The organism is Bauldia sp., assembly GCF_020442045.1.
Lineage (GTDB): Bacteria > Pseudomonadota > Alphaproteobacteria > Rhizobiales > Kaistiaceae > Bauldia.
The window spans coordinates 1-20,231 of record NZ_JAGRLA010000182.1; the positions used below are offsets into that span (position 1 = coordinate 1).

The 20,231-nt window shown below is 66.8% G+C and carries 21 protein-coding genes and 1 tRNA gene; 12 read left to right on the forward strand and 10 right to left on the reverse strand.

What is annotated here, in order from left to right; genetic code table 11:
- On the forward strand, positions 1-668 hold a 668-nt coding region (rho, locus tag KDJ86_RS19705), incomplete at its 5' end, for a transcription termination factor Rho (RefSeq protein WP_291749892.1).
- Between the two features lie 44 nt (positions 669-712).
- Here rho and KDJ86_RS19710 read toward each other — a convergent pair.
- The 4 genes from KDJ86_RS19710 to KDJ86_RS19725 all read right to left on the reverse strand — a co-directional run bounded on the left by KDJ86_RS19710 (position 713) and on the right by KDJ86_RS19725 (position 4,380).
- Positions 713-1,429, reverse strand: coding sequence for an RES family NAD+ phosphorylase (locus KDJ86_RS19710; protein WP_521085324.1), 717 nt, complete (start codon positions 1,427-1,429; stop codon positions 713-715).
- Entirely contained in the window at positions 1,423-1,836 is a 414-nt protein-coding gene (locus KDJ86_RS19715; RefSeq protein WP_291749895.1) for an antitoxin Xre-like helix-turn-helix domain-containing protein, read from the reverse strand. The genes KDJ86_RS19710 and KDJ86_RS19715 overlap by 7 nt, the downstream gene beginning before the upstream one ends.
- A gap of 93 nt (positions 1,837-1,929) precedes the next feature.
- A complete protein-coding gene (locus KDJ86_RS19720) occupies positions 1,930-2,184 on the reverse strand; it encodes a hypothetical protein (RefSeq protein WP_291749897.1) in 255 nt (84 codons plus the stop codon).
- A gap of 141 nt (positions 2,185-2,325) precedes the next feature.
- A complete protein-coding gene (locus KDJ86_RS19725; RefSeq protein ID WP_291749900.1) occupies positions 2,326-4,380 on the reverse strand; it encodes a thioredoxin domain-containing protein in 2,055 nt (684 codons plus the stop codon).
- Positions 4,381-4,422: 42 nt separating this feature from the next.
- Between KDJ86_RS19725 and mnmE the strand changes: the two genes are divergently transcribed.
- From mnmE to KDJ86_RS19750, 5 genes are all read left to right on the forward strand, one after another.
- Positions 4,423-5,754: a tRNA uridine-5-carboxymethylaminomethyl(34) synthesis GTPase MnmE gene (mnmE, locus tag KDJ86_RS19730; protein WP_291749901.1), complete on the forward strand. Its 1,332-nt coding sequence runs from the start codon at positions 4,423-4,425 to the stop codon at positions 5,752-5,754.
- Positions 5,755-6,014: 260 nt separating this feature from the next.
- Positions 6,015-7,877: a tRNA uridine-5-carboxymethylaminomethyl(34) synthesis enzyme MnmG gene (mnmG, locus tag KDJ86_RS19735; protein ID WP_291749904.1), complete on the forward strand. Its 1,863-nt coding sequence runs from the start codon at positions 6,015-6,017 to the stop codon at positions 7,875-7,877.
- Entirely contained in the window at positions 7,867-8,547 is a 681-nt protein-coding gene (rsmG, locus tag KDJ86_RS19740; protein WP_291749906.1) for a 16S rRNA (guanine(527)-N(7))-methyltransferase RsmG, read from the forward strand. Before mnmG ends, rsmG begins: the two co-directional genes overlap by 11 nt.
- Positions 8,544-9,359: a ParA family protein gene (locus KDJ86_RS19745; RefSeq protein WP_291749908.1), complete on the forward strand. Its 816-nt coding sequence runs from the start codon at positions 8,544-8,546 to the stop codon at positions 9,357-9,359. Before rsmG ends, KDJ86_RS19745 begins: the two co-directional genes overlap by 4 nt.
- Before the next feature lie 75 nt (positions 9,360-9,434).
- Positions 9,435-10,301, forward strand: coding sequence for a ParB/RepB/Spo0J family partition protein (locus KDJ86_RS19750; protein ID WP_291749911.1), 867 nt, complete (start codon positions 9,435-9,437; stop codon positions 10,299-10,301).
- Between the two features lie 44 nt (positions 10,302-10,345).
- On the opposite strand, the gene KDJ86_RS19755 is transcribed toward KDJ86_RS19750, so the two are convergent.
- Positions 10,346-10,432: transfer RNA gene (locus KDJ86_RS19755), tRNA-Leu, on the reverse strand.
- Between the two features lie 122 nt (positions 10,433-10,554).
- Between KDJ86_RS19755 and KDJ86_RS19760 the strand changes: the two genes are divergently transcribed.
- Both KDJ86_RS19760 and KDJ86_RS19765 read left to right on the forward strand, forming a co-directional pair.
- A complete protein-coding gene (locus KDJ86_RS19760; RefSeq protein WP_291749914.1) occupies positions 10,555-11,136 on the forward strand; it encodes a YqaA family protein in 582 nt (193 codons plus the stop codon).
- Between the two features lie 11 nt (positions 11,137-11,147).
- The gene (locus KDJ86_RS19765) at positions 11,148-11,684 is read left to right on the forward strand and encodes a disulfide bond formation protein B (RefSeq protein ID WP_291749916.1); all 537 of its coding nucleotides are present in this window, start codon (positions 11,148-11,150) and stop codon (positions 11,682-11,684) included.
- A 3-nt stretch (positions 11,685-11,687) separates the two neighbouring features.
- Here the strand turns inward: KDJ86_RS19765 and KDJ86_RS19770 are convergent, their stop codons facing one another.
- Positions 11,688-12,731: an aldo/keto reductase gene (locus tag KDJ86_RS19770; RefSeq protein ID WP_291749918.1), complete on the reverse strand. Its 1,044-nt coding sequence runs from the start codon at positions 12,729-12,731 to the stop codon at positions 11,688-11,690.
- A 50-nt stretch (positions 12,732-12,781) separates the two neighbouring features.
- On the reverse strand, positions 12,782-13,525 hold the full coding sequence (locus KDJ86_RS19775) for a ceramidase domain-containing protein (RefSeq protein ID WP_291749920.1): 744 nt from the start codon (positions 13,523-13,525) through the stop codon (positions 12,782-12,784).
- Positions 13,526-13,652: 127 nt separating this feature from the next.
- Here KDJ86_RS19775 and KDJ86_RS19780 point away from each other — a divergent pair, with 127 nt between their 5' ends.
- Both KDJ86_RS19780 and KDJ86_RS19785 read left to right on the forward strand, forming a co-directional pair.
- The gene (locus tag KDJ86_RS19780; protein ID WP_291749922.1) at positions 13,653-15,251 is read left to right on the forward strand and encodes an MBL fold metallo-hydrolase; all 1,599 of its coding nucleotides are present in this window, start codon (positions 13,653-13,655) and stop codon (positions 15,249-15,251) included.
- 172 nt (positions 15,252-15,423) lie between these two features.
- Complete coding sequence (locus KDJ86_RS19785) at positions 15,424-15,981, forward strand: HNH endonuclease (protein ID WP_291749924.1); 558 nt, start codon at positions 15,424-15,426, stop codon at positions 15,979-15,981.
- 29 nt (positions 15,982-16,010) lie between these two features.
- Here the strand turns inward: KDJ86_RS19785 and KDJ86_RS19790 are convergent, their stop codons facing one another.
- A complete protein-coding gene (locus KDJ86_RS19790) occupies positions 16,011-16,838 on the reverse strand; it encodes an SDR family oxidoreductase (protein WP_291749926.1) in 828 nt (275 codons plus the stop codon).
- 104 nt (positions 16,839-16,942) lie between these two features.
- On the opposite strand from KDJ86_RS19790, the gene KDJ86_RS19795 reads away from it, so the two are divergent.
- A complete protein-coding gene (locus KDJ86_RS19795; RefSeq protein ID WP_291749928.1) occupies positions 16,943-17,797 on the forward strand; it encodes a YihY/virulence factor BrkB family protein in 855 nt (284 codons plus the stop codon).
- 12 nt (positions 17,798-17,809) lie between these two features.
- Here KDJ86_RS19795 and KDJ86_RS19800 read toward each other — a convergent pair whose 3' ends face one another.
- Positions 17,810-18,250: a response regulator gene (locus tag KDJ86_RS19800; RefSeq protein ID WP_291749930.1), complete on the reverse strand. Its 441-nt coding sequence runs from the start codon at positions 18,248-18,250 to the stop codon at positions 17,810-17,812.
- Between the two features lie 71 nt (positions 18,251-18,321).
- On the opposite strand from KDJ86_RS19800, the gene KDJ86_RS19805 reads away from it, so the two are divergent.
- Positions 18,322-19,284, forward strand: a complete 963-nt coding sequence (locus KDJ86_RS19805) for an AEC family transporter (RefSeq protein ID WP_291749932.1) — start codon at positions 18,322-18,324, stop codon at positions 19,282-19,284.
- On the opposite strand, the gene gluQRS is transcribed toward KDJ86_RS19805, so the two are convergent.
- Positions 19,281-20,162: a tRNA glutamyl-Q(34) synthetase GluQRS gene (gluQRS, locus tag KDJ86_RS19810; protein WP_291749934.1), complete on the reverse strand. Its 882-nt coding sequence runs from the start codon at positions 20,160-20,162 to the stop codon at positions 19,281-19,283. The two genes, KDJ86_RS19805 and gluQRS, sit on opposite strands and share 4 nt — an antisense overlap.
- Positions 20,163-20,231 lie beyond the last annotated feature (69 nt).

Below are 20,231 nucleotides of genomic sequence, written 5' to 3' on the forward strand. Positions count from 1 at the left end.
CCAATCATCCCGAGTGCTTCCTGATCGTGTTGCTCATCGACGAGCGCCCGGAAGAGGTCACCGACATGCAGCGCTCGGTCAACGGCGAGGTGATCTCCTCGACGTTCGACGAGCCGCCGTCACGGCACGTGCAGGTTTCCGAGATGGTGATCGAGAAAGCGAAGCGGCTCGTGGAGCACAAGCGCGACGTCGTCATCCTGCTCGATTCCATCACGCGTCTTGGCCGCGCCTACAACACCGTCGTGCCGTCCTCCGGCAAGGTGCTGACCGGCGGTGTCGACGCCAACGCCCTGCAGCGGCCGAAGCGCTTCTTCGGCGCCGCCCGCAACATCGAGGAAGGCGGTTCGCTGACCATCATCTCGACGGCGCTGATCGACACCGGCAGCCGCATGGACGAGGTGATCTTCGAGGAGTTCAAGGGCACCGGCAACTCGGAAATCATCCTCGACCGCAAGGTCGCCGACAAGCGCACCTTCCCGGCGATCGACATCACCCGCTCCGGCACCCGCAAGGAGGAGCTGCTGGTGCCGCCGGACGTCCTGAAGAAGATGTACGTCCTCCGCCGCATCCTGATGCCGATGGGCACCGTCGACGCGATCGAGTTCCTGCTCGACAAGCTCCGCCAGACCAAGAACAACGACGAGTTCTTCGAGTCGATGAATACCTGAGGCGGCCGAAAGGTCGGGGAGGCGGTGTCTTGCCGCCTTCCGCCTCAGTCGATCCGGTAGACCTTGCCGGCGCCGCGGTCGCGGTAGAAGTCGACCCGGCTGCCGTCCCAGTGATAGTCGAGGTGACGGCCCTGCACCGCATGGGCCGCGCCGTCGGGATAGAACAGGCCGACGCATTCGCCGCCGGAATGCCGCGCGCTCGGATAGACGACGCCGTCCGATCCCGACCGGCGAAGCGCCGCGCCGAGCGCCTGTGCCGCCGCATGGCGGTCAGGATCGAGGATGTCGGCGTAGCCCACGTCGCCGCCCCGGATGTCGTGGAGCGGCGCCGCGACGTCGAGGAGGATCTCGCGGAACTGCGATGTCCAGCCCGGCTCTTCGGCGGTCCGCGCCATGAAGCGGGCGTGGTGGTGGATGGTCTCGAACAGCGCCGTCTCGAATCGTTTGCCGGCGTACAAAACCCCGAACCGGCCGTCGGTGAAACGGCTCGGCCGGTCGGGGCTCGCATGGGTGAAGGGCGCCATCAGGATGCTGGCGCCCGGACCGGAGACGCGCCGCGCCGGCGGCACGAGGTCGAGGTTGCCGACCGATTCCATCAGCCGCGGGTTGGTCTTCTGCTCGGCCGATATCAGCAGCGGCCAGTCGGCCGGGTCGGCGATGTCCTCGAAGAGGTCGACGGGCGGATGGAGGCTGCGGATGATCCGCACCGCGCCTGCCCAGGACACCGCGGCGACGGGGATGGCGCCGGGGTCGATCACCAGGCGCCGCGTTCGGCGTCGAGATAGCGGCGCACCCGCATCAGGTCGGTCAGCTCGCCGCCGAGCATGACCTCGAGGGCGGTGCGCCCGGCAAAGGCGGCGTTCGGCCTGGTGACCCAGTCATAGCCGCGCTGCGGCTCGCGAAAGATGATGCGGAGCGCCTTGTGGATGCCCATCAGGTTCGACAGCCGCGCCGCGCGGTCGCGCTCGATCCGGCCGGGGTCGCCGGCCTTCCAGCGGCGGTAGGTGCGCAGCGGCAGGTCGAGGAGCGTCGCCGCCTGGGTGTCGGTCAGCCCCCAGAGACGGAAGAGGTTGACCGCGGCGCGGAACATCGCGGCCGATTCCTCCGCGGTGACGGGCGCCGGCACGAAATCGGCCGGCACGGTATCGATGCTGTGGAGCACGGGCACGAACGCCTCCTATATGGCAAGATATAGGAGAGGTGATGCCAAATGGCAACCAGGTCCCTCAGCCGCTCCGGTTCGTTGCCCCAGGTCCCGGGGTCAGGGCGATTGCAGGGCGCGGCGGAACCAGCCGCTCCCCCGTCTTCCGGATGTGCGGCGCGCGGATGACCCGGCCTCTCCCTCGTAGCGGGCGAATCCAAGCACCTTCACACGCTCCTTGGCTTCCTGGAGCGACTGGGCGGGAATGGCGATGCTCCATTCGGCGCCCTCGAAGCGGTAGGTGAAATGGTAGGTCGTGAAGGTCGGCGCCGGTGTGGCGCTGGAGGGGTAACGAGCCTGCAAAACGGTGGTCATGGCCGGGTGCCCGTCTGGAAGGGCGGCGCAATGTCGTTCCGGGTCGTGTTACGGCTCGAAGACGGCGCCGCGTGTGGTCAGGGTGCCGGCCGGAAAATGGCCGGAGCAGGTTGCTGATGGAGAATGGTAGCCGGCTAGGGTTTACGAATCGTAAACCATAAAAGGCGCGGCAAGCCGCCGTTCCTGGAGGAGGACGGGGAGCTCTGCCGGGTCGGTCACCGGCAGCGAGCAGGTCTCGCCGCGGCAGACATAGGCGGTCGGCTGGCGATCGACCGGGCGCTTGCCCGAGGCCGGATGGGCGGGGGGAAGATCGGCGGCGTCGGCGAAGACCGCGAGGATGGTCGAGGGCGTGGAATGGGCGCGGGCGGCGGCGACGAGAAGGTCGGGTGCGGCGGCGGCGGGATGGACGATGACGACGTCGGTGGCGGTGAGGCGGAAGTCGAGGGCGGCGAGGATGCCGGCGGTGGCGAAGAGATTGGCGGCGATCGCCGGTGCGGCCGCCGCGAGGATCGCGTCGGCATCGTCGCGATAGCTTTCATTCCCGGTCAGGTGCCAGAGGCGGATCAGGTTCGCCGCCATCACCGAGTCGGCGGCAGGGGTGGCTTCGTCGGTCTGGGAACGGGGGCGGATGATCAGGGCCTCGGCGTCGTCGGCGGGGAGGAAATAGCCGCCGGAGGCCGGATCCCAGTGGTGGCTGCGCATCAGGGCGGCAAGGCGTTCGGCTTCGGCGAGGTAGGGTGGCGCGAGCGTCGCGGCGTGGAGGGCGAGTGCTGCCTTGGTCATGTTCGCATAGTCGGTGGCGAGGCCCGGGAAGACGGATTTGCCGTCCCGCCAGGAATGGGCGAGGCGGCCGGCGCGGCTCATCGGGCCGGTGATGAAGTCGAAGGCGCGGCTCGCGGCGGCGATCCAGTCGGGTTTGCCGAAGATCGTGCCGGCCAGGGCGAGCGCGGCGATGGTCAGCCCGTTCCAGTCGGCGAGGATCTTGTCGTCGGTTGCGGGGCGGATGCGGTTCGTCCGGGCAGCGAGGAGTCTGGCGCGCGACGCGGCGAGCCGGTCCTCGTCCTCGTCGGTGAGCCGGGCCATTGTACCGAGCCGGTTCAGGATGTTGACGCCTTCCCAGTTGCCGGCGCGATAGACGCCATAATGGCTGGCGAAGAAGGCGCCGTCCCGCGGTCCGAGGATCGCGAGGATGTCGTCTTCGCTCCAGGTGTAGAACTTGCCCTCGATTCCCTCGGAATCCGCGTCGATGCTGGCGGCGAAGGCGCCGGAGGGCGTCGCCATCTCGCGCGTCAGCCAGGCGACGGTTTCTGCGGCGCGGTCGCGAAAGAGCGGATCGCCGGTCGCGATGAAGGCGTCGGACAGCAGCTCGAGAAGCTGGGCGTTGTCGTAAAGCATCTTCTCGAAATGCGGGACCAGCCAGCGGTCGTCGACGGCGTAGCGTGCGAAGCCGCCGGCAAGGTGATCGTAGATGCCACCCTGGCAGATGTTGCGGAGGGTGGTCAGCACCGCGTCGTGGAAGCTCGGGTCGCCGGTGCGGCTGCCGGTTCGCCAGAGGAAGGAAAGAAGCGTTGCCTGGGGGAATTTCGGGGCGCCCTTGGTGCCGCCATGCTCGCGGTCGGTGAGGCCGAGCAGCCGGGCGGCGGCGCGGTCGAGGAGGTCGGGGCCGAGGGCGACGGTGCCTTCGGTCGCTTGCGGATGGGCGGAAAGGCGCTCGAGGAGCAGGCCGCTGTTGTGCGCGAAGGTCTCAGGCTCTTCTCGGGCGACCCGGGCGACCTCTTCGAGGACGCTGACGAAGGATGGGCGGCCGTAGCGGGCGGTCTTCGGGAAATAGGTGCCGCCCCAGACCGGCTTGCCGTCGGGGGTGAGGAACATGGTCAGGGGCCAGCCGCCCTGCTCGCCGAGCGCATGGAGGGCGGCCATATAGATCTGGTCGATGTCGGGACGTTCCTCGCGATCGACCTTGATATTCACGAAGAGCCGATTCATCACCGCGGCGGTCTCCGGGTCCTCGAAACTCTCGTGGGCCATGACATGGCACCAGTGGCAGGCGGCGTAGCCGACGGAGAGGAGGATCGGCTTGTTGGCGCGTCGGGCTTCTTCCAGGGCGGCGGGACCCCAGGCGCGCCAGTGGACGGGATTGTCCTTGTGCTGCAAAAGATAGGGGCTTGATTCGTGGGCCAGCAGGTTCTCGCTCATGGTTTGCACTCTAGTAACGCTTCGGCGGGTTAGATAGGGCGTATGGCGGGCGACACGATCTATGCCCTGGCATCGGGTGGGACGCCTGCCGGGGTCGCCGTCATCCGGATGTCCGGCCCCGGAGTTCGATTCGGACTCGAAACACTGATTGATTCGATTCCGGAACCAAGGCGCGCCTCTCTCAGAACCATACGTAATGCTTCCGGCGAGCCTGTCGACCGTGGGCTCGTTCTGTTCTTTCCGGGGCCCGCGAGCTTCACGGGAGAAGACATCGCGGAGTTTCATCTCCACGGGGGCCGGGCGGTGGTCGCCGCGGTTCTCGACAGCCTCGAGGGTCTGCCGGGATTCCGCGCGGCGGAGGCCGGGGAGTTCACCCGGCGGGCTTTCGAAACCGGCCGGCTCGATCTCAGCCAGGTCGAGGGGCTTGCCGATCTCGTCGCGGCGGAGACCGAAGCCCAGCGCCGGCAGGCGCTGCAGCAGGCCGGGGGCGGCCTGCGCGAGGCCTGCGAAGGCTGGCGGGAGCGGCTGGTCCGGGCCCGCGCCCTTCTGGAGGCGGAGCTTGATTTCCCCGACGAGGAGGATGTTCCCGGTTCGGTTTCCGACTCCGCCTGGGCGGATGTCGCCGCGGTGTCGTCCGAGATCGGCGAGGCGCTGGCGGATTCCCACCGGGGCGAGAGGCTGCGGGATGGATTCGAGGTGGTGGTGCTCGGCGCGCCGAATGCCGGCAAGTCGAGCCTGATCAACGCACTCGCGCGGCGGGACGTGGCGATCGTCTCCGAGGAACCGGGCACCACCCGCGACGTCATCGAGGTGCGGCTCGATCTCGGCGGCTATCCGGTGACCGTTGTCGATACAGCGGGCCTGCGTGAGGCCGCCGGCGCGATCGAACGGGAGGGGATGCGGCGGGCCGCCCGCCGCGCCGAGGCGGCGGACCTCGTGCTTTGGCTTGAGGATATGGCGGGTCCGGTCACGGAAGCGAAATCCCCCGGCGGGGTCCGGATGATCCGGATCGGGACGAAGGCCGACCGGGTCGATTCGGAGGAAGAACGAACCGCGCGCGCCGACAGGTGCGAGATCGTGACGTCGCTGGTCACCGGCGAGGGGCTCGACACTCTGGTTGGCCGGCTCGGCGAGTGGGCCCGGCGGGCGCTTGGTGGACGGGGGGCGGCGCTGGTGACGCGGACGCGGCAGCGGTCGGCGCTTGCCGGGTGTCGGGTGGCGCTGGATGAAGCGCTGGGCGGGGCTGACCGGCCGCTCGAATTGCGGGCGGAGGAGCTGCGTCGGGCCTCCGATGCGCTGGGCAGGGTGACGGGTCGGGTGGATGTCGAGGAGTTGCTCGACGTCATCTTCGGCGAATTCTGCATCGGAAAGTGAATCGTCGGCTGGGGCGGTCGTGCCCGGCGGTGTCCGCGCCCGTCTCGGTGGGCGCCAATCCTTGCCCGGCGTCCGTCCGGAAGCGCCCGGAGCGTGTCCGGCGGTGTCGCAATGGCGTGTTTGGCGCCCTGCCCGGCCTGGAAATGGCGGAAAAGAGCCGCTTCGTCGGCCGGTGTTTCACGTGAAACACTCGCTCTCGGGGAAATGCTGTCCCAAGTTCTTCTTTGACGACGCGGGTGACTCTGGCTAGGGAAAGCGCCATGAACAGGTTCGATGTCATTGTTGTCGGCGGCGGCCACGCGGGGACCGAGGCGGCAGCCGCGGCCGCGCGGTTCGGTGCGCGAACGGCGCTGGTGACGCATGCTTTCGCGACTGTCGGTGCCATGTCGTGCAATCCCGCGATCGGAGGGATCGGGAAGGGCCATCTTGTTCGGGAGGTCGATGCGCTGGACGGGCTGATGGGCGTGGCGGCGGATCGTGCCGGGATCCAGTTCCGCGTCCTGAACCGCCGCAAGGGACCGGCGGTCCGTGGTCCGCGCGCCCAGGCGGACCGGCGCCTCTACCGCGCGGCGATCCAGGATCTCCTGCGGGGCACGGCGAATCTCACGATTGTCGAGGGGGAGGTCGACGATCTGATGGTCGTCGAAGGCCGCGCGACCGGAGTGCGCCTTGCCAACGGTCGGGAGCTGGCGGCTGGCGCCGTGGTGATCACCACCGGGACGTTTCTGCGGGGCGTGATCCATATCGGCGAGAAGACGATCCCGGCCGGCCGGGTCGGCGAGGGGCCGGCGGTCGGCCTGGCGGAGACCATCGAGCGCCTCGGATTCCGCATGGGGCGTCTGAAGACCGGGACCCCTCCCCGGCTCGACGGCAAGACCATCGACTGGGCCGGTCTGGTCCGCCAGCCGGGTGACGAGCCGCCGGTTCCGTTTTCCTTCCTGACCGGCGCGATCACCACGCCTCAGGTCGATTGCCACATCACCCGGACGACGGCGGAGACCCACACGATCATCGAAGCCAATATCGGGCGCTCGGCGATGTATGGCGGTCACATCACGGGTCGGGGCCCGCGCTACTGCCCGTCGATCGAGGACAAGGTGGTCCGCTTCGGCGAGCGCGACGGCCACCAGATCTTCCTCGAGCCGGAAGGTCTCGACGACGATACGATTTACCCGAACGGGATTTCGACGTCGCTGCCGGAAGATGTCCAGGCGGCGATGGTCGCGTCGATCCCCGGTCTTGAGAAGGCGGTGATCAAGCGGGCCGGGTATGCGATCGAATATGACCATGTCGATCCGCGGGAGCTTTCGGCGACGCTGGAAACAAGGCGGCTGCCGGGGCTGTTCCTGGCCGGCCAGATCAACGGGACGACGGGCTATGAAGAGGCGGCGGGCCAGGGTCTGGTCGCCGGCCTCAATGCGGCCCGGCGGGCCTCGGGTATGGCTGGAGCCGTGCTTGGTCGCGCCGACGCCTATATCGGGGTCATGATCGATGACCTCGTGGCCCGCGGTGTGACCGAGCCCTACCGGATGTTCACTTCCCGCGCCGAATACCGGTTGTCGCTCCGCGCGGATAATGCGGATAGGCGGCTCACGGCGAGGGGCGAGGAGTTCGGGATCGTGGGAAACGACCGGAGCCGGCATTTCCGGCAGAAGCAGGCGGCGATCGAAGGGGCCCGCGCGATGGCGGAGCGGCTGTCGGCAACGCCGAATGAAGCGGCGCGCCAAGGGCTCAATCTGAACCAGGATGGTGTCCGGCGCTCGGCCTTCGAATTGCTGGCACGGCCGGACATTTCCATGGAGACCCTGGCGGCGATTTGGCCGGAGCTCGGGGCGCTCGATCGATTCGTCTCCGAACAGATCGAGATCGATGCTGGATACGCGATGTATCTCGGTCGCCAGGAAGCGGATATCGAGTCCTTCCGCCGCGACGAGAATGTGGCGATCCCCGATGATCTGGAATACGGGGCGGTGGCCGGCCTGTCGAACGAGATGCGGGAACGACTGGCGGCAGCCGCGCCGCAAACCCTTGGTCAGGCGGGGCGCGTCAGCGGCGTTACACCTGCGGCGCTGGTCGCCCTGCTGGCGGAGGTGAACCGTCGTCGGGACCGCGATGTCGCCTGATTCCGAGTCCGTCGACGGGCCGGACGCCATTCGGGCGATCCTTGGTGTTTCACGTGAAACACTTGCCCGTCTCGAAGCGCTGGTCGCCCTGGTGCGCAAATGGCAGCCAGCGGAAAACCTGGTTGCGCCGGCGACCTTGCCCGAGATATGGCGGCGCCATGTCGCCGATTCGGCGCAGCTTGTCGCCTTGTTCCCCGACGCCCGCCGGTGGCTCGATCTCGGCAGCGGTGGCGGTTTTCCGGGTCTGGTCCTCGGATGCCTGCTGGCCGGCCAGCCCGGCGCCGCGATCCATCTGGTCGAGAGCAACGGACGGAAATGTGCGTTCCTTCGAACGGCCACCCGTCAGATCGGTCTTCCGGTCACGGTCCATCAGGGACGGATCGAGACGATGCTGGCGGGGTGGAGCGAACCGGTCGATCGGGTGACCGCCCGTGCGCTTGCGCCGCTCGCGAAGCTGCTTGATCTGTCGGAGCCGGTGTTGGCGACGGGTGTTCCGGCCGCATTCTACAAAGGGGCGGATTTTGTGCGGGAAATCGATGAAGCCGCTCTATCTTGGGGTTTCGATCTGGTAAAACACCAGAGTCGAATCAATATGGATGGCGTCATCCTGGAAATTCGGCAGCCTGTCCGCAGGGACGCCGGCAGTGGTATCGGTGACGAAACGCGATGAGCCTGCCTCCATCACCACGGGTAATCGCCCTCGCCAACCAGAAGGGCGGCGTCGGCAAGACGACGACCGCGATCAACCTGGGCACCGCCCTGGCCGCGATCGGCGAAGAGGTGCTCATCGTCGATCTCGATCCGCAGGGCAATGCGTCGACCGGCCTCGGCATCGACCGCAGGAGCCGGACCCTGTCGACCTACGACCTCATGCTCGGAGAAGCGTCGCTGGAAGACGTCGCGATGACGACCGCGGTCCCACGGGTATCCGTCGCACCATCGACATTGGATCTGCTCGGCGTCGAGCTCGAAATCGCGGCCAGCAGCGATCGCGCCTTCCGGCTTCGCAAGGCACTTGCTCCGTTCTCGGAACGAGATTCGAGTCGGTCCCGAAACTACACCTATGTCCTGGTCGATTGCCCGCCCTCGCTGAACCTCCTGACGATCAACGGGATGGCGGCGTCGCATTCGGTTCTCGTGCCGCTGCAATGTGAATTCTTTGCGCTGGAGGGATTGAGCCAGCTTCTCCAGACGGTCGAGCAGGTCAAGCAGTCGCTCAACCCGGAGTTGTCGATCCACGGCATCGTTCTTACTATGTTCGACACCCGGAATTCCCTTTCCAGCCAGGTCGCGGCGGACGTTCGCGAGAACATGGGCGCGGCCGTCTACGAAACCGTGATTCCAAGAAATGTCCGCGTTTCGGAGGCACCGTCCCACGGCAAGCCCGTGCTGCTCTACGACTTCAAGAGCAGCGGCAGCCAGGCCTATCTGCGGCTCGCCGCCGAGATCATCCAGCGCGAACGCCAATTGCGCGCGGCTTGAGCACGATTCGCCATCGAAACGAATTAGCTACTTTTTGTTAACCATATAACCCCATGAGAAACAAAGGGAATGGCCATGGCTGAAGAGACATCCCGGCAGCGCCTTGGCCGCGGCCTCGCCGCTTTGATCGGCGACGTTGCCACCGAGCCGGGTCCGGAAAAGCGTCGCAGCGCGCCGCCAAAGACATTGCCGGTCGAGTTCCTGCGACCCAATCCGCGCAACCCCCGGAAAGACTTTGGCGCGGCCGACCTCGACGATCTCGCGGCGTCGGTCAAGGAGCGCGGGGTCGTCCAGCCGATCCTGGTGCGCCCGGTCGCGGCAGCGGACAATGGGTATGAGATCATCGCGGGTGAACGGCGCTGGCGGGCGGCCCAGAAGGTCGGGCTGCACAACGTTCCGGTTGTAATCCTCGAGGTCTCCGACAGCGAGGCGCTGGAGCTCGCGATCATCGAGAATGTCCAGCGCGCCGATCTCAATCCGCTCGAGGAGGCGCTCGGCTATCAGCAGCTGATCGACGATCACCAGTATACGCAGGTGCAGCTCGCCGAGGTGATCGGCAAGAGCCGTTCACATATCGCCAACACGCTGCGCCTGCTCAAGCTGCCGGACGGCGTTCTCGACTATGTGCGAAGCGGGAAGCTTTCCGCTGGCCATGCCCGTGCGCTGGTGACCCATTCCGACCCGGAAGCTGCGGCGCGCAGGATCGTCGAGGCCGGGATGAGCGTCCGCGAGGCCGAAGCCATTGACGACGGACGAAGCAAGGCGCGGCAGAAAGCGCAGGCGCCGGAGAAGGACGCCGACACGCGGGCCCTTGAAAAGGCGCTCGGCGACGTGCTCGGCCTCGGCGTTGCCATCAATCACGGCAAGGATGGCGGCGAATTGCGGATCCGCTACAAGACCCTCGAGCAGCTCGACGCGGTCTGTCATCGCTTGAGGCGATAGGCCCGGGACCTGGTGCAGATCAGTGAAGCTGGACGCGAACGGAATGGTGCGGGTGGTCGGGCTCGAACCGACACTCTGTCACCAGAACTGGATTTTGAGTCCAGCGCGTCTACCAGTTCCGCCACACCCGCGCGACAGGCCGATGCCGCAGCTTGCGGATCGGAAGGCCGGGATCATAGTGACGCCCCCGGCGGGGTCAACCTCCGCGGACAGGCTGCTCCGCGCCATCAATCGACTGCCATAGGAACCGGCCTTGCTTCGACGCCTCTACGACTGGACGATGGGACTTGCCGCCGGCCGCCATGCAGGAAAGGCGCTCGCGGGCGTGGCCTTCGCGGAATCGTCCTTCTTCCCGATTCCGCCCGACGTCCTGCTCATTCCGATGGTCCTCGCCGATCGGGCCAAGGCCTGGCGCTACGCGGCGATTGCGACCATCGCCTCGGTGCTTGGCGGGGTATTCGGCTACCTGATCGGCGCCTTCCTTTTCGATCAGGTGGCGCAGCCGATCCTGCAATTCTACGGTTACGACCAGCAGTTCGAGCGCTTCGCCGCCTGGTATAACGACTGGGGGGTGTGGATCGTCCTGGCGGCGGGTGTGACGCCCTTTCCGTACAAGGTGATCACCATCGCCAGCGGCGCGACGGGCCTCAATTTCATCGTCTTCATGATTGCCAGCATCGTCGCGCGGGGCTTGCGTTTCGTCATCGTCGCCGGCTTGCTTTACTGGGTCGGCCCACCAATTCGCGATTTCATCGAACGCCGGCTCGGACTTGTTTTCACCGTTTTCATGGTGTTGTTGATCGGCGGTTTCGTTGCCGCCCGCTACCTGGTCTGAGGAAAACGATGATGGACGCGTCTCGCCGTCGGGAAATGATGGCACCGGCGGTGGTCAGCGTCGTCGGCCTTGCGACGATCGCCACCGCCTGGGGCTTCGAGCTCATCGGCGGCTTCATACCCTGCGCCCTCTGCCTGCAGGAGCGGGTCCCGTATTACATCGGATTGCCGCTGGCGGTCGCCGCCTTGCTGGCCGCGGTCGCCGGCGCCAGGCCGACGGTGGTGCGCATGCTGCTGGTCGCGGCAGGCATCACCTTCGCCTATGGCGCCTATCTCGGCATCTATCACGCCGGTGCCGAGTGGGGCTGGTGGCTCGGTCCGGCCGACTGCGGCGGCAATGCTCCCGCGGTCGCCGATGTCGACGACCTGCTCGGGCAGCTCGACAACATCCGCGTCGTCTCCTGCACCGCGGCGAGCTGGCGCCTGCTCGGCCTGTCCTTCGCCGGATGGAATGCGGTCGTCTCCATCTTCCTGGTGGCTGTCGCCATGTGGGGCGCATTCCGCCCGCTGGCCGAGGAGCCGGCGGAAGTCGCCCGCTCGCGCGCCTGACCGTCAGGCATAAGGCGCGAGCAGGGCGAGGTCGGCCTCCGACAGCCGGTCGGTCGCGGTCATCGCCTGGTGCCAATACGGATAGAGCAGGGGAAGCTTGCTGGCATCGTCAAGGCGCTGGCGCTCTTCAGCGGTGAGCTGCAATTCGGCCGCGCCGAGGCTGTCCTTGAATTGCTCCATGCTTCGACCGCCGACGATCACCGACGTCACGGCCGGACGACCCAGCGTCCAGGCGAGCGAGACCTGCGCGCCGGAGACCTTGCGGGCCCTGGCGATGTCGACGATCACCTCGATGATGTCATAGGCACGCTCCCAGTCACGGATCGGCGGCTCGCCCCATCCCTTTTCGTGGCGGGTGCCGGTCGGGGTCTTCTTGCCGCGCCGGAACTTGCCGGTCAGCAATCCGCCGGCGAGCGGGCTCCAGACCAGGATGCCGAGCCCTTCCGAAAGGGAGATCGGGACGAGTTCATATTCCGCTTCGCGCGCCTCGACCGTGTAATGGATCTGCTGGCTGACGAAGCGGGCGCCGCCGAGACGCTCGGCCGCGGCCAGTCCCTTCATGATGTGCCAGCCCGACCAGTTCGAGCAGCCGACGTAGCGCACCATCCCGGATGAGACGAGATAGTCGAGCGCCGCCATGATCTCGTCGATCGGTGTCTGGCCGTCCCATTGATGCACCTGGTAGAGGTCGATCCAGTCGGTCCGCAGCCGCTGCAGGCTGGCCTCGCACTGGGTGATGATGTGGTGCCGCGAAAGGCCGCGATCATTCGGGCCGGATCCCATGCCGAAGCGGACCTTGGTGGCGAGGACGACGTCGTCGCGCCTGCCTTTCAGCGCCGCGCCGGTGATCTCCTCGGAACGCCCCGCCGAATAGACATTCGCCGTGTCGACGAGATTGACGCCGTGATCGATCATCATGTCGACCTGCCGGCGCGCTTCCTTGACCCCGACCGAACCGACCGCATCCTTGCCACGCCCGAAGGTCATGGTTCCCATTCCGATGGTCGAGACTTTGAGGCCGGAGCGGCCAAGCAGGCGATATTCCATGTCGTTCCTCACTGGCTTGTCGGACAACGTCGGCTGACGGCATAGCGCGTTCAGCCTGGCATGTCTCCGGTCGATCGCAGCTTCCGTCCGAATGCATCGGTCCGCGGCGGTGTTTCGAGGATCGCCGAGCGGATCAGCACCCAGGCGAGCACCGCCGCCAGCAGGTGCCAGATGAAATGCGTGCCTGCCGGGAAGGTCGCGCAGAGCGGCGCATCGAGCTCGCGAGCCAGGAAAGCGCCGAGAAAGACGGCTGCGGCGATCACGAAGCTGGTCGCGGCCGCGACGCCTCGTCGGCGCAGGAGCAACGCGACAACGACGAGGATGATGAGCGGCGTCAGGTAGTAGGCGCCGGGCGGAAGAAGAGCGCGGGGGAGAAGCGGCCCGGCGCCCATGGTCACTGCGAGAAAGCCGATGAGCCCCAGGCCCGCCGGCCAAGCGGTCCAGGCGAAATGCCGTGTGAGCGTCAGCCACAGGATGATCAGCATGAAGACGAGGAACGGCGCCATGTCGATCCACACGGTCCATGCCGCCGCGGTGGTGTGGAACAGGGTCGCGCCAAGTCCGCCGATGGCGACCGCGACGATCGCTCCCCAGATCAGACCGCGCGCGTCGCGATTGGGCCGCCTGATCTGAAGCACCGCCGCCATCACGGCGACCGCGAGCATCGCCACGTTGGTCAATGCGTTCAGCGGCTCGCCGTCGAGCGCGAAGCTGGTGCGCTCGCAATAGACGTCGATCTGCCGGCAGAGCGCCGGCGCCGAGTGAGCGACGAACGAGGGGCAGACGAGATCCAATCGATGCCTCGCGGTCTTGACGATTCAGAAGCATATCGAAGCTTGGCGACGGTGGCCTTGTTAACGCCAGCCGTGTCAGGATGCCTCCGGCGCATTCTACCGACGAAACAGGAGCACCGATCGGACCATGGCGACGAAGATAACCTTTCGTGGAGGGGCGGGGACGGTCACCGGTTCCTGCTATCTCGTCGAGCATGACGGCGGGCGTTTCCTGGTCGACTGCGGGATGTTCCAGGGTAACAAGACGATCCGCGAGCTGAACTATGCGCCGTTCCCCTTCGATCCGGGAGCCATCGACTACCTGCTCCTGACCCATGCCCATATCGACCACAGCGGCCTGGTGCCGAAGCTGACGCGACACGGCTTCGCCGGTCCGATCCATGCGACGGCGCCGACGCTCGACCTCCTGACCTTCATGCTGCCCGACAGCGGCAAGATCCAGGAGGGCGAGGTCGAACGCAAGAACCGCACGCTCCGGCGTCAGGGCAAGCCGCAGATCGAGGCGATCTACACCCAGGCCGACGCCGAGGTCGCGCTCGAGAATGTCGCGCCGCACGGTCTCGAGGAATGGTTCGAGCCGGGGCCAGGTGTGAAGGCGCGCTTCTGGAATGCCGGCCATATCCTCGGCGCGGTCTCCATCGAGCTGGCGATCGACGATGGCGGGCCGCGGCCGCTGCGTGTCCTGTTCTCCGGCGATCTCGGACCGGACGAGAAGGTCTTCCATCTCGCGCCGGACGCGCCGGAAGGCTTCGACTATGTCATCTGCGAAAGTACCTATGGCGATCGCGACCGCGAGGACATCACCGTCGAGGCACGCCGCGCGGCTCTGGAGCGCGAGATCGTCGAGGCGATGAAACGGGGCGGCAACCTCGTCATCCCGAGCTTCGCGGTTGAGCGAAGCCAGGAGCTGCTCCACGACATCGGCGTGCTGCTCGCCGAGGGGCGGATACCGGCCTCGACGCCCGTCTTCCTCGATTCGCCGCTCGCCAGTCGCGTCACCAAGGTGTTCATCCGCCACGCCGACACCCTCGACGATATCGCCCTCGACGAGGCGAAGCTGTTCCGCCACCCGAATTTCCGCATCACCGAGGACGTCGAGGATTCGAAGGCGATCAACCGGATCAGCGGTGGCGCGATTATCATCTCGGCGAGCGGCATGTGCGAGGCGGGCCGCATCCGCCATCACCTCAAGAACAACCTGTGGCGGCGCGAGGCGACGGTACTCTTCGTCGGTTACCAGGCGCCGGGGACGCTCGGTGCCATCATCCAGGGCGGCGCCGACGAGGTGCGGATCCATGGCAGTGACATCAAGGTCCGCGCGACCATCCGGAGCCTCGGCAGCTACTCGGCCCATGCCGACCAGGCGGAGCTGCTCGCCTGGATCCGCGAGCGTCTGCCGGTCAGCGGCGGAATCTTCCTCACCCATGGCGAGGATCACGCGCGCGAGGTGCTGAGCGGCCTGCTTGTCGGGGAAGGCGTCCCGGCCGAGCGCATCCACCTGCCGCAGCTCGACGACGTCTTCGCCCTCAAGGCCGGCAAGCAGCCGCTGCGCCACGCGGCCGAGGCGACGCGCGTGCGGGCGGACCAGATCGAACGCGATTGGGCCAACGACTATGTCGCCTTCACCCTGGCGCTCTCCCGGCGGCTCGACGCGATGCCGGACGACGAGACGAAGCAGGACCTGGTCGCCCGGCTCGACGCGGTGCTGGAAGAGGTGCCGGACTAGACTCGGGAACCATCGTTCGGCGTGACCTCCGGCAGGCAAGGCCCGTGGAGGCCGGGCGCGGGGGAAGCCGGTATCCGGCCCCCCTCTTCACACCCGTGTCACATACCATATAGAGTATGCGCCGCGCTCACGGGGTTGAGCCCCCGGAAGCGGTAGTGATTCGGGAGTGCCCGTGAACGTCCATGTTTCGCCGGGGTCCAATCCGGCGCTGGTTCTCAATGCCGACTACCGGCCGCTCAGCTACTACCCGCTGTCGCTGTGGTCGTGGCAGGACGCGATCAAGGCGGTGTTCCTCGACCGGGTGAACATCGTCTCCGAATATGACGTGGCGGTCCACAGCCCGTCCTTCGCGATGAACCTGCCTTCGGTCGTCTCGCTCAAGACCTACGTCAAGCCGGCGAAGCATCCGGCCTTTACCCGGTTCAACGTCTTCCTCCGCGACCGCTTCGAATGCCAGTATTGCGGTGTCCGGGACGACCTGACCTTCGACCACCTGATCCCGCGTTCGCGCGGCGGCCAGACGACATGGGACAATGTCGTCGCGGCCTGCTCGCCCTGCAATCTCAGGAAGGGCGGCAAGCACCCGCGTGACGCCGGCATGTGGCCGGCGCAGATGCCCTATCAGCCGACGGTCGCCGATCTGCACAATAATGGCCGCCTGTTCCCGCCGAACTACCTCCATGAATCGTGGTTCGACTATCTCTACTGGGATACCGAGCTCGAGCCGTAGCGCGATGGCTCGCGCCGCCGGATCGTCGGTCAGCGCGCGATCCGGTCCATCATCCGGGTCGACAGGATTCGTTTCAGGATCGCGGCGGCGCGGGTGGGGACGGTGACGCGATAGCGCGGCCGCGGATCGGTGCTGTCGAGCGCCTTGACCAGCGTCTTCAGGACGGCGTCCGGGCCCAGCCGGAAGCGCGTGTGGGTGTGGCCGTCCCTTCGCTCCGCGAGATCGCGTCGATAGGTTTCGCTGTGGATCGACTCGTCGATGTCGATCGTCCGGTCGATGTTCGCGACCGCGTTCTGCCGGAAGTTGCTGGCGATCGGTCCGGGCTCGATCAGGACGACGGCGATGCCGGTGCCGTGGAGTTCGAGACGGAGGCTGTCGGCATAGCCTTCGACCGCGTGCTTCGAGGCGACATAGGCGCCGCGATAGCGGGCGCCGACGAAGCCGAGCACCGATGAGCAGAAGACGAGGCGCCCGCTCCCCTGGCGGCGCATCACCGGGATGACCCGCCGGGTCAGCTCGTGCCAGCCGAAGAAGTTTGCTTCGAACTGCGCCCGCATCGCCGTCGTGTCGACATCCTCGATGGCGCCGGCCTGCGCGTAGCCGCCGTTGTTGAAGAGGGCGTCGAGCCGGCCGCCGGTCCGCGAGAGGACGTCGTCCAGGGCGGCTTTGATCGACTCCTCGTCCGCGTAGTCGAGCCGTAGCGACTCGAGTCCCGCGTCGGCTAGCCGTCCGACATCCGCCTGCCTTCGCGCCGTGGCGAAGACGCGCCAGCCCCGCCGCCGGAGTCCGATCGCCGCGTGGTGGCCGATGCCCGACGAACAGCCGGTGATCAGGATCGTGCGGGGGGATTCGGTCAATGGCGGCGTCGGATATGGATGAATCGGCGGCTCGGCCGAAACTAGCACTTATCGGGCGAGCGTGATACGCGGCGACGACGAGGACGGCGACCCGCGGGGAGATCATGAAGGACCCGAATGGTTCACTATACAGGCGATGCCGCGGGGTAATCGGCGACGCGGTGGGCCATCTCAGCGCCGACGACGGCTTCGCCATGGCGAGCCATGTCGCGCTGTCCGCGCTGATGTCGGTCTTTCCGTTCCTGATCTTCGTCGCCGCCCTCGCCAGCTTCTTCGGCGAGGCCGATCTCGCCGACCGGGTCGCGAACCTCCTGTTCGAAGCCTGGCCGGCGGATGTCGCCGGACCGATCACCGCCGACGTGCGCAACGTGCTCGGGCAGCAGCAGCGCGGACTCCTGACCATCTCGATCGTGGTCACCATCTTCCTGGCGTCGAATGGGGTCGAGGCGGTGCGCACCGCGCTGAACCGGGCCTATCGCGTATCCGACACCCGAAACTTCATCTTCCTCCGACTGCAGAGCATCGTCTTCGTCATCGTCGGTGCGGTCGCCAGTCTTTCCCTGGCATTCCTCGGCGTGCTCGGGCCCCTGATCTTCAACTGGCTGGTGGCGCATTTCCCGGCCGTCGCGCCTTATGCGACCACTTTCACGGTGGTTCGTCTCGGAATCACCAGCGCGGCGCTCGCCGTCGTTCTGGTCGCCGCGCACCTCTGGCTCCCCGCCGGCCGTCCGCCCATCCTGCGCCTGTGGCCGGGGATCGTGACGACGCTCGCCCTGTGGCTGATCGCCACCTGGGCCTTCAGCTTCTACCTGCAGCGCTTCGCCAACTATGCGGCTTACTACGCGGGTCTCGCGAGCGTCGTCACCGCGATATTCTTCATGTATCTGATCGCCCTGATTATGATCTTCGGCGCCGAGCTCAATGCATCGCTGGCGCGGCAGGACCGGCCGCGTCCGTAGCGGCGAGGCGGATCAGCTCAGCGGCAACGCATGCTCGGCGGTCCGCGCCAGCGCGGTGGCGAGGACGGCGTAGAGTTCGCGCGGGCTGTAGGGCCGGGTCAGCGTGCGGGAGAAACAGACGGGACGGCGGCTTTGCACCAGGTTGGGGTCGGATGCATCGGCGATGGCGATGATCGGCAGGGCGTCGTGTTTGCCGTCCATGCGGATCAGTTGCGCCGCGACGAAGGGGTCCACGTCGCTGACCGCGAAGTCGATGGCGACCAGATCGACCCGGCGCTCCTGCCTCAGGCGCGCAAGACCGGCCTCGGCCGATCGTTCGGTGTGCACCTGGCACCCGAACTGCTCCGCCAGCATCGTCACGATGGCCGCCGTCGCCGGATTGGCGTCGATGACCGCGACGACAGGCCGCCGCCCATCACAGGTCCGCAATTCGCTCGCCCCGTCGCCTGGCATTTGCGCTCGCTTCCCGCACGAATTCAGGCAACTATCCCGCGGCTTGCTTAAGAACCGGCTAACGTCTCCCCGTGCTCGTTTCCGAGATCACCAACATCGTCCTCCCGGTTTTCGGCCTGATCGCGGTCGGATATTGCGTGGCGTGGTCGGGTCTGCTCACCCGGCCGGCGGGCGAAGCCCTTGCTGATTTCGTCTTCGTCATCGCCATACCGCTGCTCATCTTCCGGACCATCGCCACCGCGGATTTCAGCGGCGCCGAACCGTGGCGCATCTGGCTGCCCTATTTCGCGGTTCTCGCGGTCGTCTGGGTGATCGGGGATCTGGTGATCCGGCGCGGCTTCGGCCGCGATGCGCGGGCAGGCCTGGTCGGTGGCGTCTCCGGCTCATACAGCAATGTCGCGCTGGTCGGCATCCCGCTGGTGATGGCGGCCTATGGCCATGACGGCGTGGTGGCGCTTGCCTTGATCATCGCGGTCCACATGCCGGTGATGATGACGGCGAGCGCCATGCTCATCGGCCGCGCTGAACGACGCGACGGGGCGGCCGAACCGCATGGCGGCCTGGCATCCATTGCCCGCAGCGTGGTGAGGAGCCTGGTGACAAACCCGATTATCATCGGCTTGTTCGCGGGTGCGCTGTGGCGCCTGTTCGGATTGCCCTATGCGGGCGTACCAACGATCCTCGTCGATCGTCTCGCCGACGTGGCGGCGACCCTCGCCCTGTTCGCACTTGGCATGTCGCTCCGCAAATACGGCATCCGTCGCAACATTCCGGCGGGCATCGCGCTGAGCATCCTGAAGCTCGTCGTCATGCCGGGCGTGGTACTGCTGGTCACCCGCCATGTCGTCCCGATGCCGCCGGTATGGACCAAGGTCGCGGTGATCGCCGCCGCATGCCCGACGGGCGTCAATGCCTATCTCATCGCTGCCCGGTTCAGGACAGGCGAAGCGCTCGCCTCGAACACCATCCTGATCTCCACCGGCTTCGCGGTCGTCACCGTGACGATCTGGATGTCGGTGCTCGAATGGATCTAGCCGGGGAGCGAAGCGAGGGCCTCGTCGATCCCGATCATGGCGCGGATGCCGGCCGGCGTCGCACCATCATTCCTCAGCGCGCGCAGGCTGGTCGCGCCGTCGGACTTCGACAGCTTCCGTCCGGCTTGGTCGGTGATCAGCGGATGGTGGTGATAGACCGGCGATGGAAGCCCGAGAAGCCTCTGGAGCAGGAGGTGAGCGGCGGTCGCATGAAACAGGTCCCTTCCGCGGACAACATGGGTGACGCCCTGGAGGGCGTCATCGAGGACGACGGCGAGATGATAGCTCGTCGGGACGTCCTTGCGGGCGACGATGAAATCGCCCCACAGATCGGGGCGGGCCGCGACGATGCCATCTTCGCCATCGGGGCCCGTGCCCTCCTCCTGCCAGGCAAGCGGCCCGGCTTCTTCCATGGCGAGATCGGTACGCAGACGCCAGGCATGAGGTTCGCCGGCCGCGATCCGTTCGTCGATCTGCTTCTTCCCGAGGTTCCGGTCGCGGTCGGGATAGAGGGGTGCCCCGTCGGGATCGCGCGGCCAGGCCGGATCGGACGCCGCTCGCGTGATCTCTCTCCTCGTCATGAATGCCGGATAGACGAGCTCGCGCGCGCGCAGGCCATCGAGCGCCTCCTTGTAAGCCGCCATGTGTTCCGACTGTCGGCGGACGGGCATCTCCCAGGCGACGCCAAGCCATTCGAGATCGCGGTAGATCGCCGCCTCGAAAACGGGACGGCTTCGGGTCCGGTCGATGTCTTCGATGCGCAGCAGGAAACGACCATTGGCGCGGGTGCAGAGCGCGTGGTCGAAGAGGGCGGAGAAGGCGTGGCCGAGATGCAGCTCGCCGTTGGGGCTCGGGGCAAAACGGAAAACGGGTTGCATGGTTCGCGACAGCTGGCTTCAACGTCTTCAGGCGTGGTCTATCAGCAGACGGGAATCGGACAAAGGCGG

Excerpts from the sequence above, each read along its gene's own strand:
- mnmE (WP_291749901.1), top strand. The coding sequence starts at position 4,423 with ATGGCGGGCGACACGATCTATGCCCTGGCATCGGGTGGGACGCCTGCC.
- KDJ86_RS19780 (WP_291749922.1), top strand. The coding sequence starts at position 13,653 with ATGGCGACGAAGATAACCTTTCGTGGAGGGGCGGGGACGGTCACCGGT.
- gluQRS (WP_291749934.1), bottom strand. The coding sequence starts at position 20,162 with ATGCAACCCGTTTTCCGTTTTGCCCCGAGCCCCAACGGCGAGCTGCAT.
- KDJ86_RS19795 (WP_291749928.1), top strand. The coding sequence starts at position 16,943 with ATGAAGGACCCGAATGGTTCACTATACAGGCGATGCCGCGGGGTAATC.
- rsmG (WP_291749906.1), top strand. The coding sequence starts at position 7,867 with ATGTCGCCTGATTCCGAGTCCGTCGACGGGCCGGACGCCATTCGGGCG.
- KDJ86_RS19720 (WP_291749897.1), bottom strand. The coding sequence starts at position 2,184 with ATGACCACCGTTTTGCAGGCTCGTTACCCCTCCAGCGCCACACCGGCG.
- mnmG (WP_291749904.1), top strand. The coding sequence starts at position 6,015 with ATGAACAGGTTCGATGTCATTGTTGTCGGCGGCGGCCACGCGGGGACC.
- KDJ86_RS19770 (WP_291749918.1), bottom strand. The coding sequence starts at position 12,731 with ATGGAATATCGCCTGCTTGGCCGCTCCGGCCTCAAAGTCTCGACCATC.
- KDJ86_RS19800 (WP_291749930.1), bottom strand. The coding sequence starts at position 18,250 with ATGCCAGGCGACGGGGCGAGCGAATTGCGGACCTGTGATGGGCGGCGG.
- KDJ86_RS19725 (WP_291749900.1), bottom strand. The coding sequence starts at position 4,380 with ATGAGCGAGAACCTGCTGGCCCACGAATCAAGCCCCTATCTTTTGCAG.
- KDJ86_RS19765 (WP_291749916.1), top strand. The coding sequence starts at position 11,148 with ATGGACGCGTCTCGCCGTCGGGAAATGATGGCACCGGCGGTGGTCAGC.
- KDJ86_RS19745 (WP_291749908.1), top strand. The coding sequence starts at position 8,544 with ATGAGCCTGCCTCCATCACCACGGGTAATCGCCCTCGCCAACCAGAAG.
- KDJ86_RS19750 (WP_291749911.1), top strand. The coding sequence starts at position 9,435 with ATGGCTGAAGAGACATCCCGGCAGCGCCTTGGCCGCGGCCTCGCCGCT.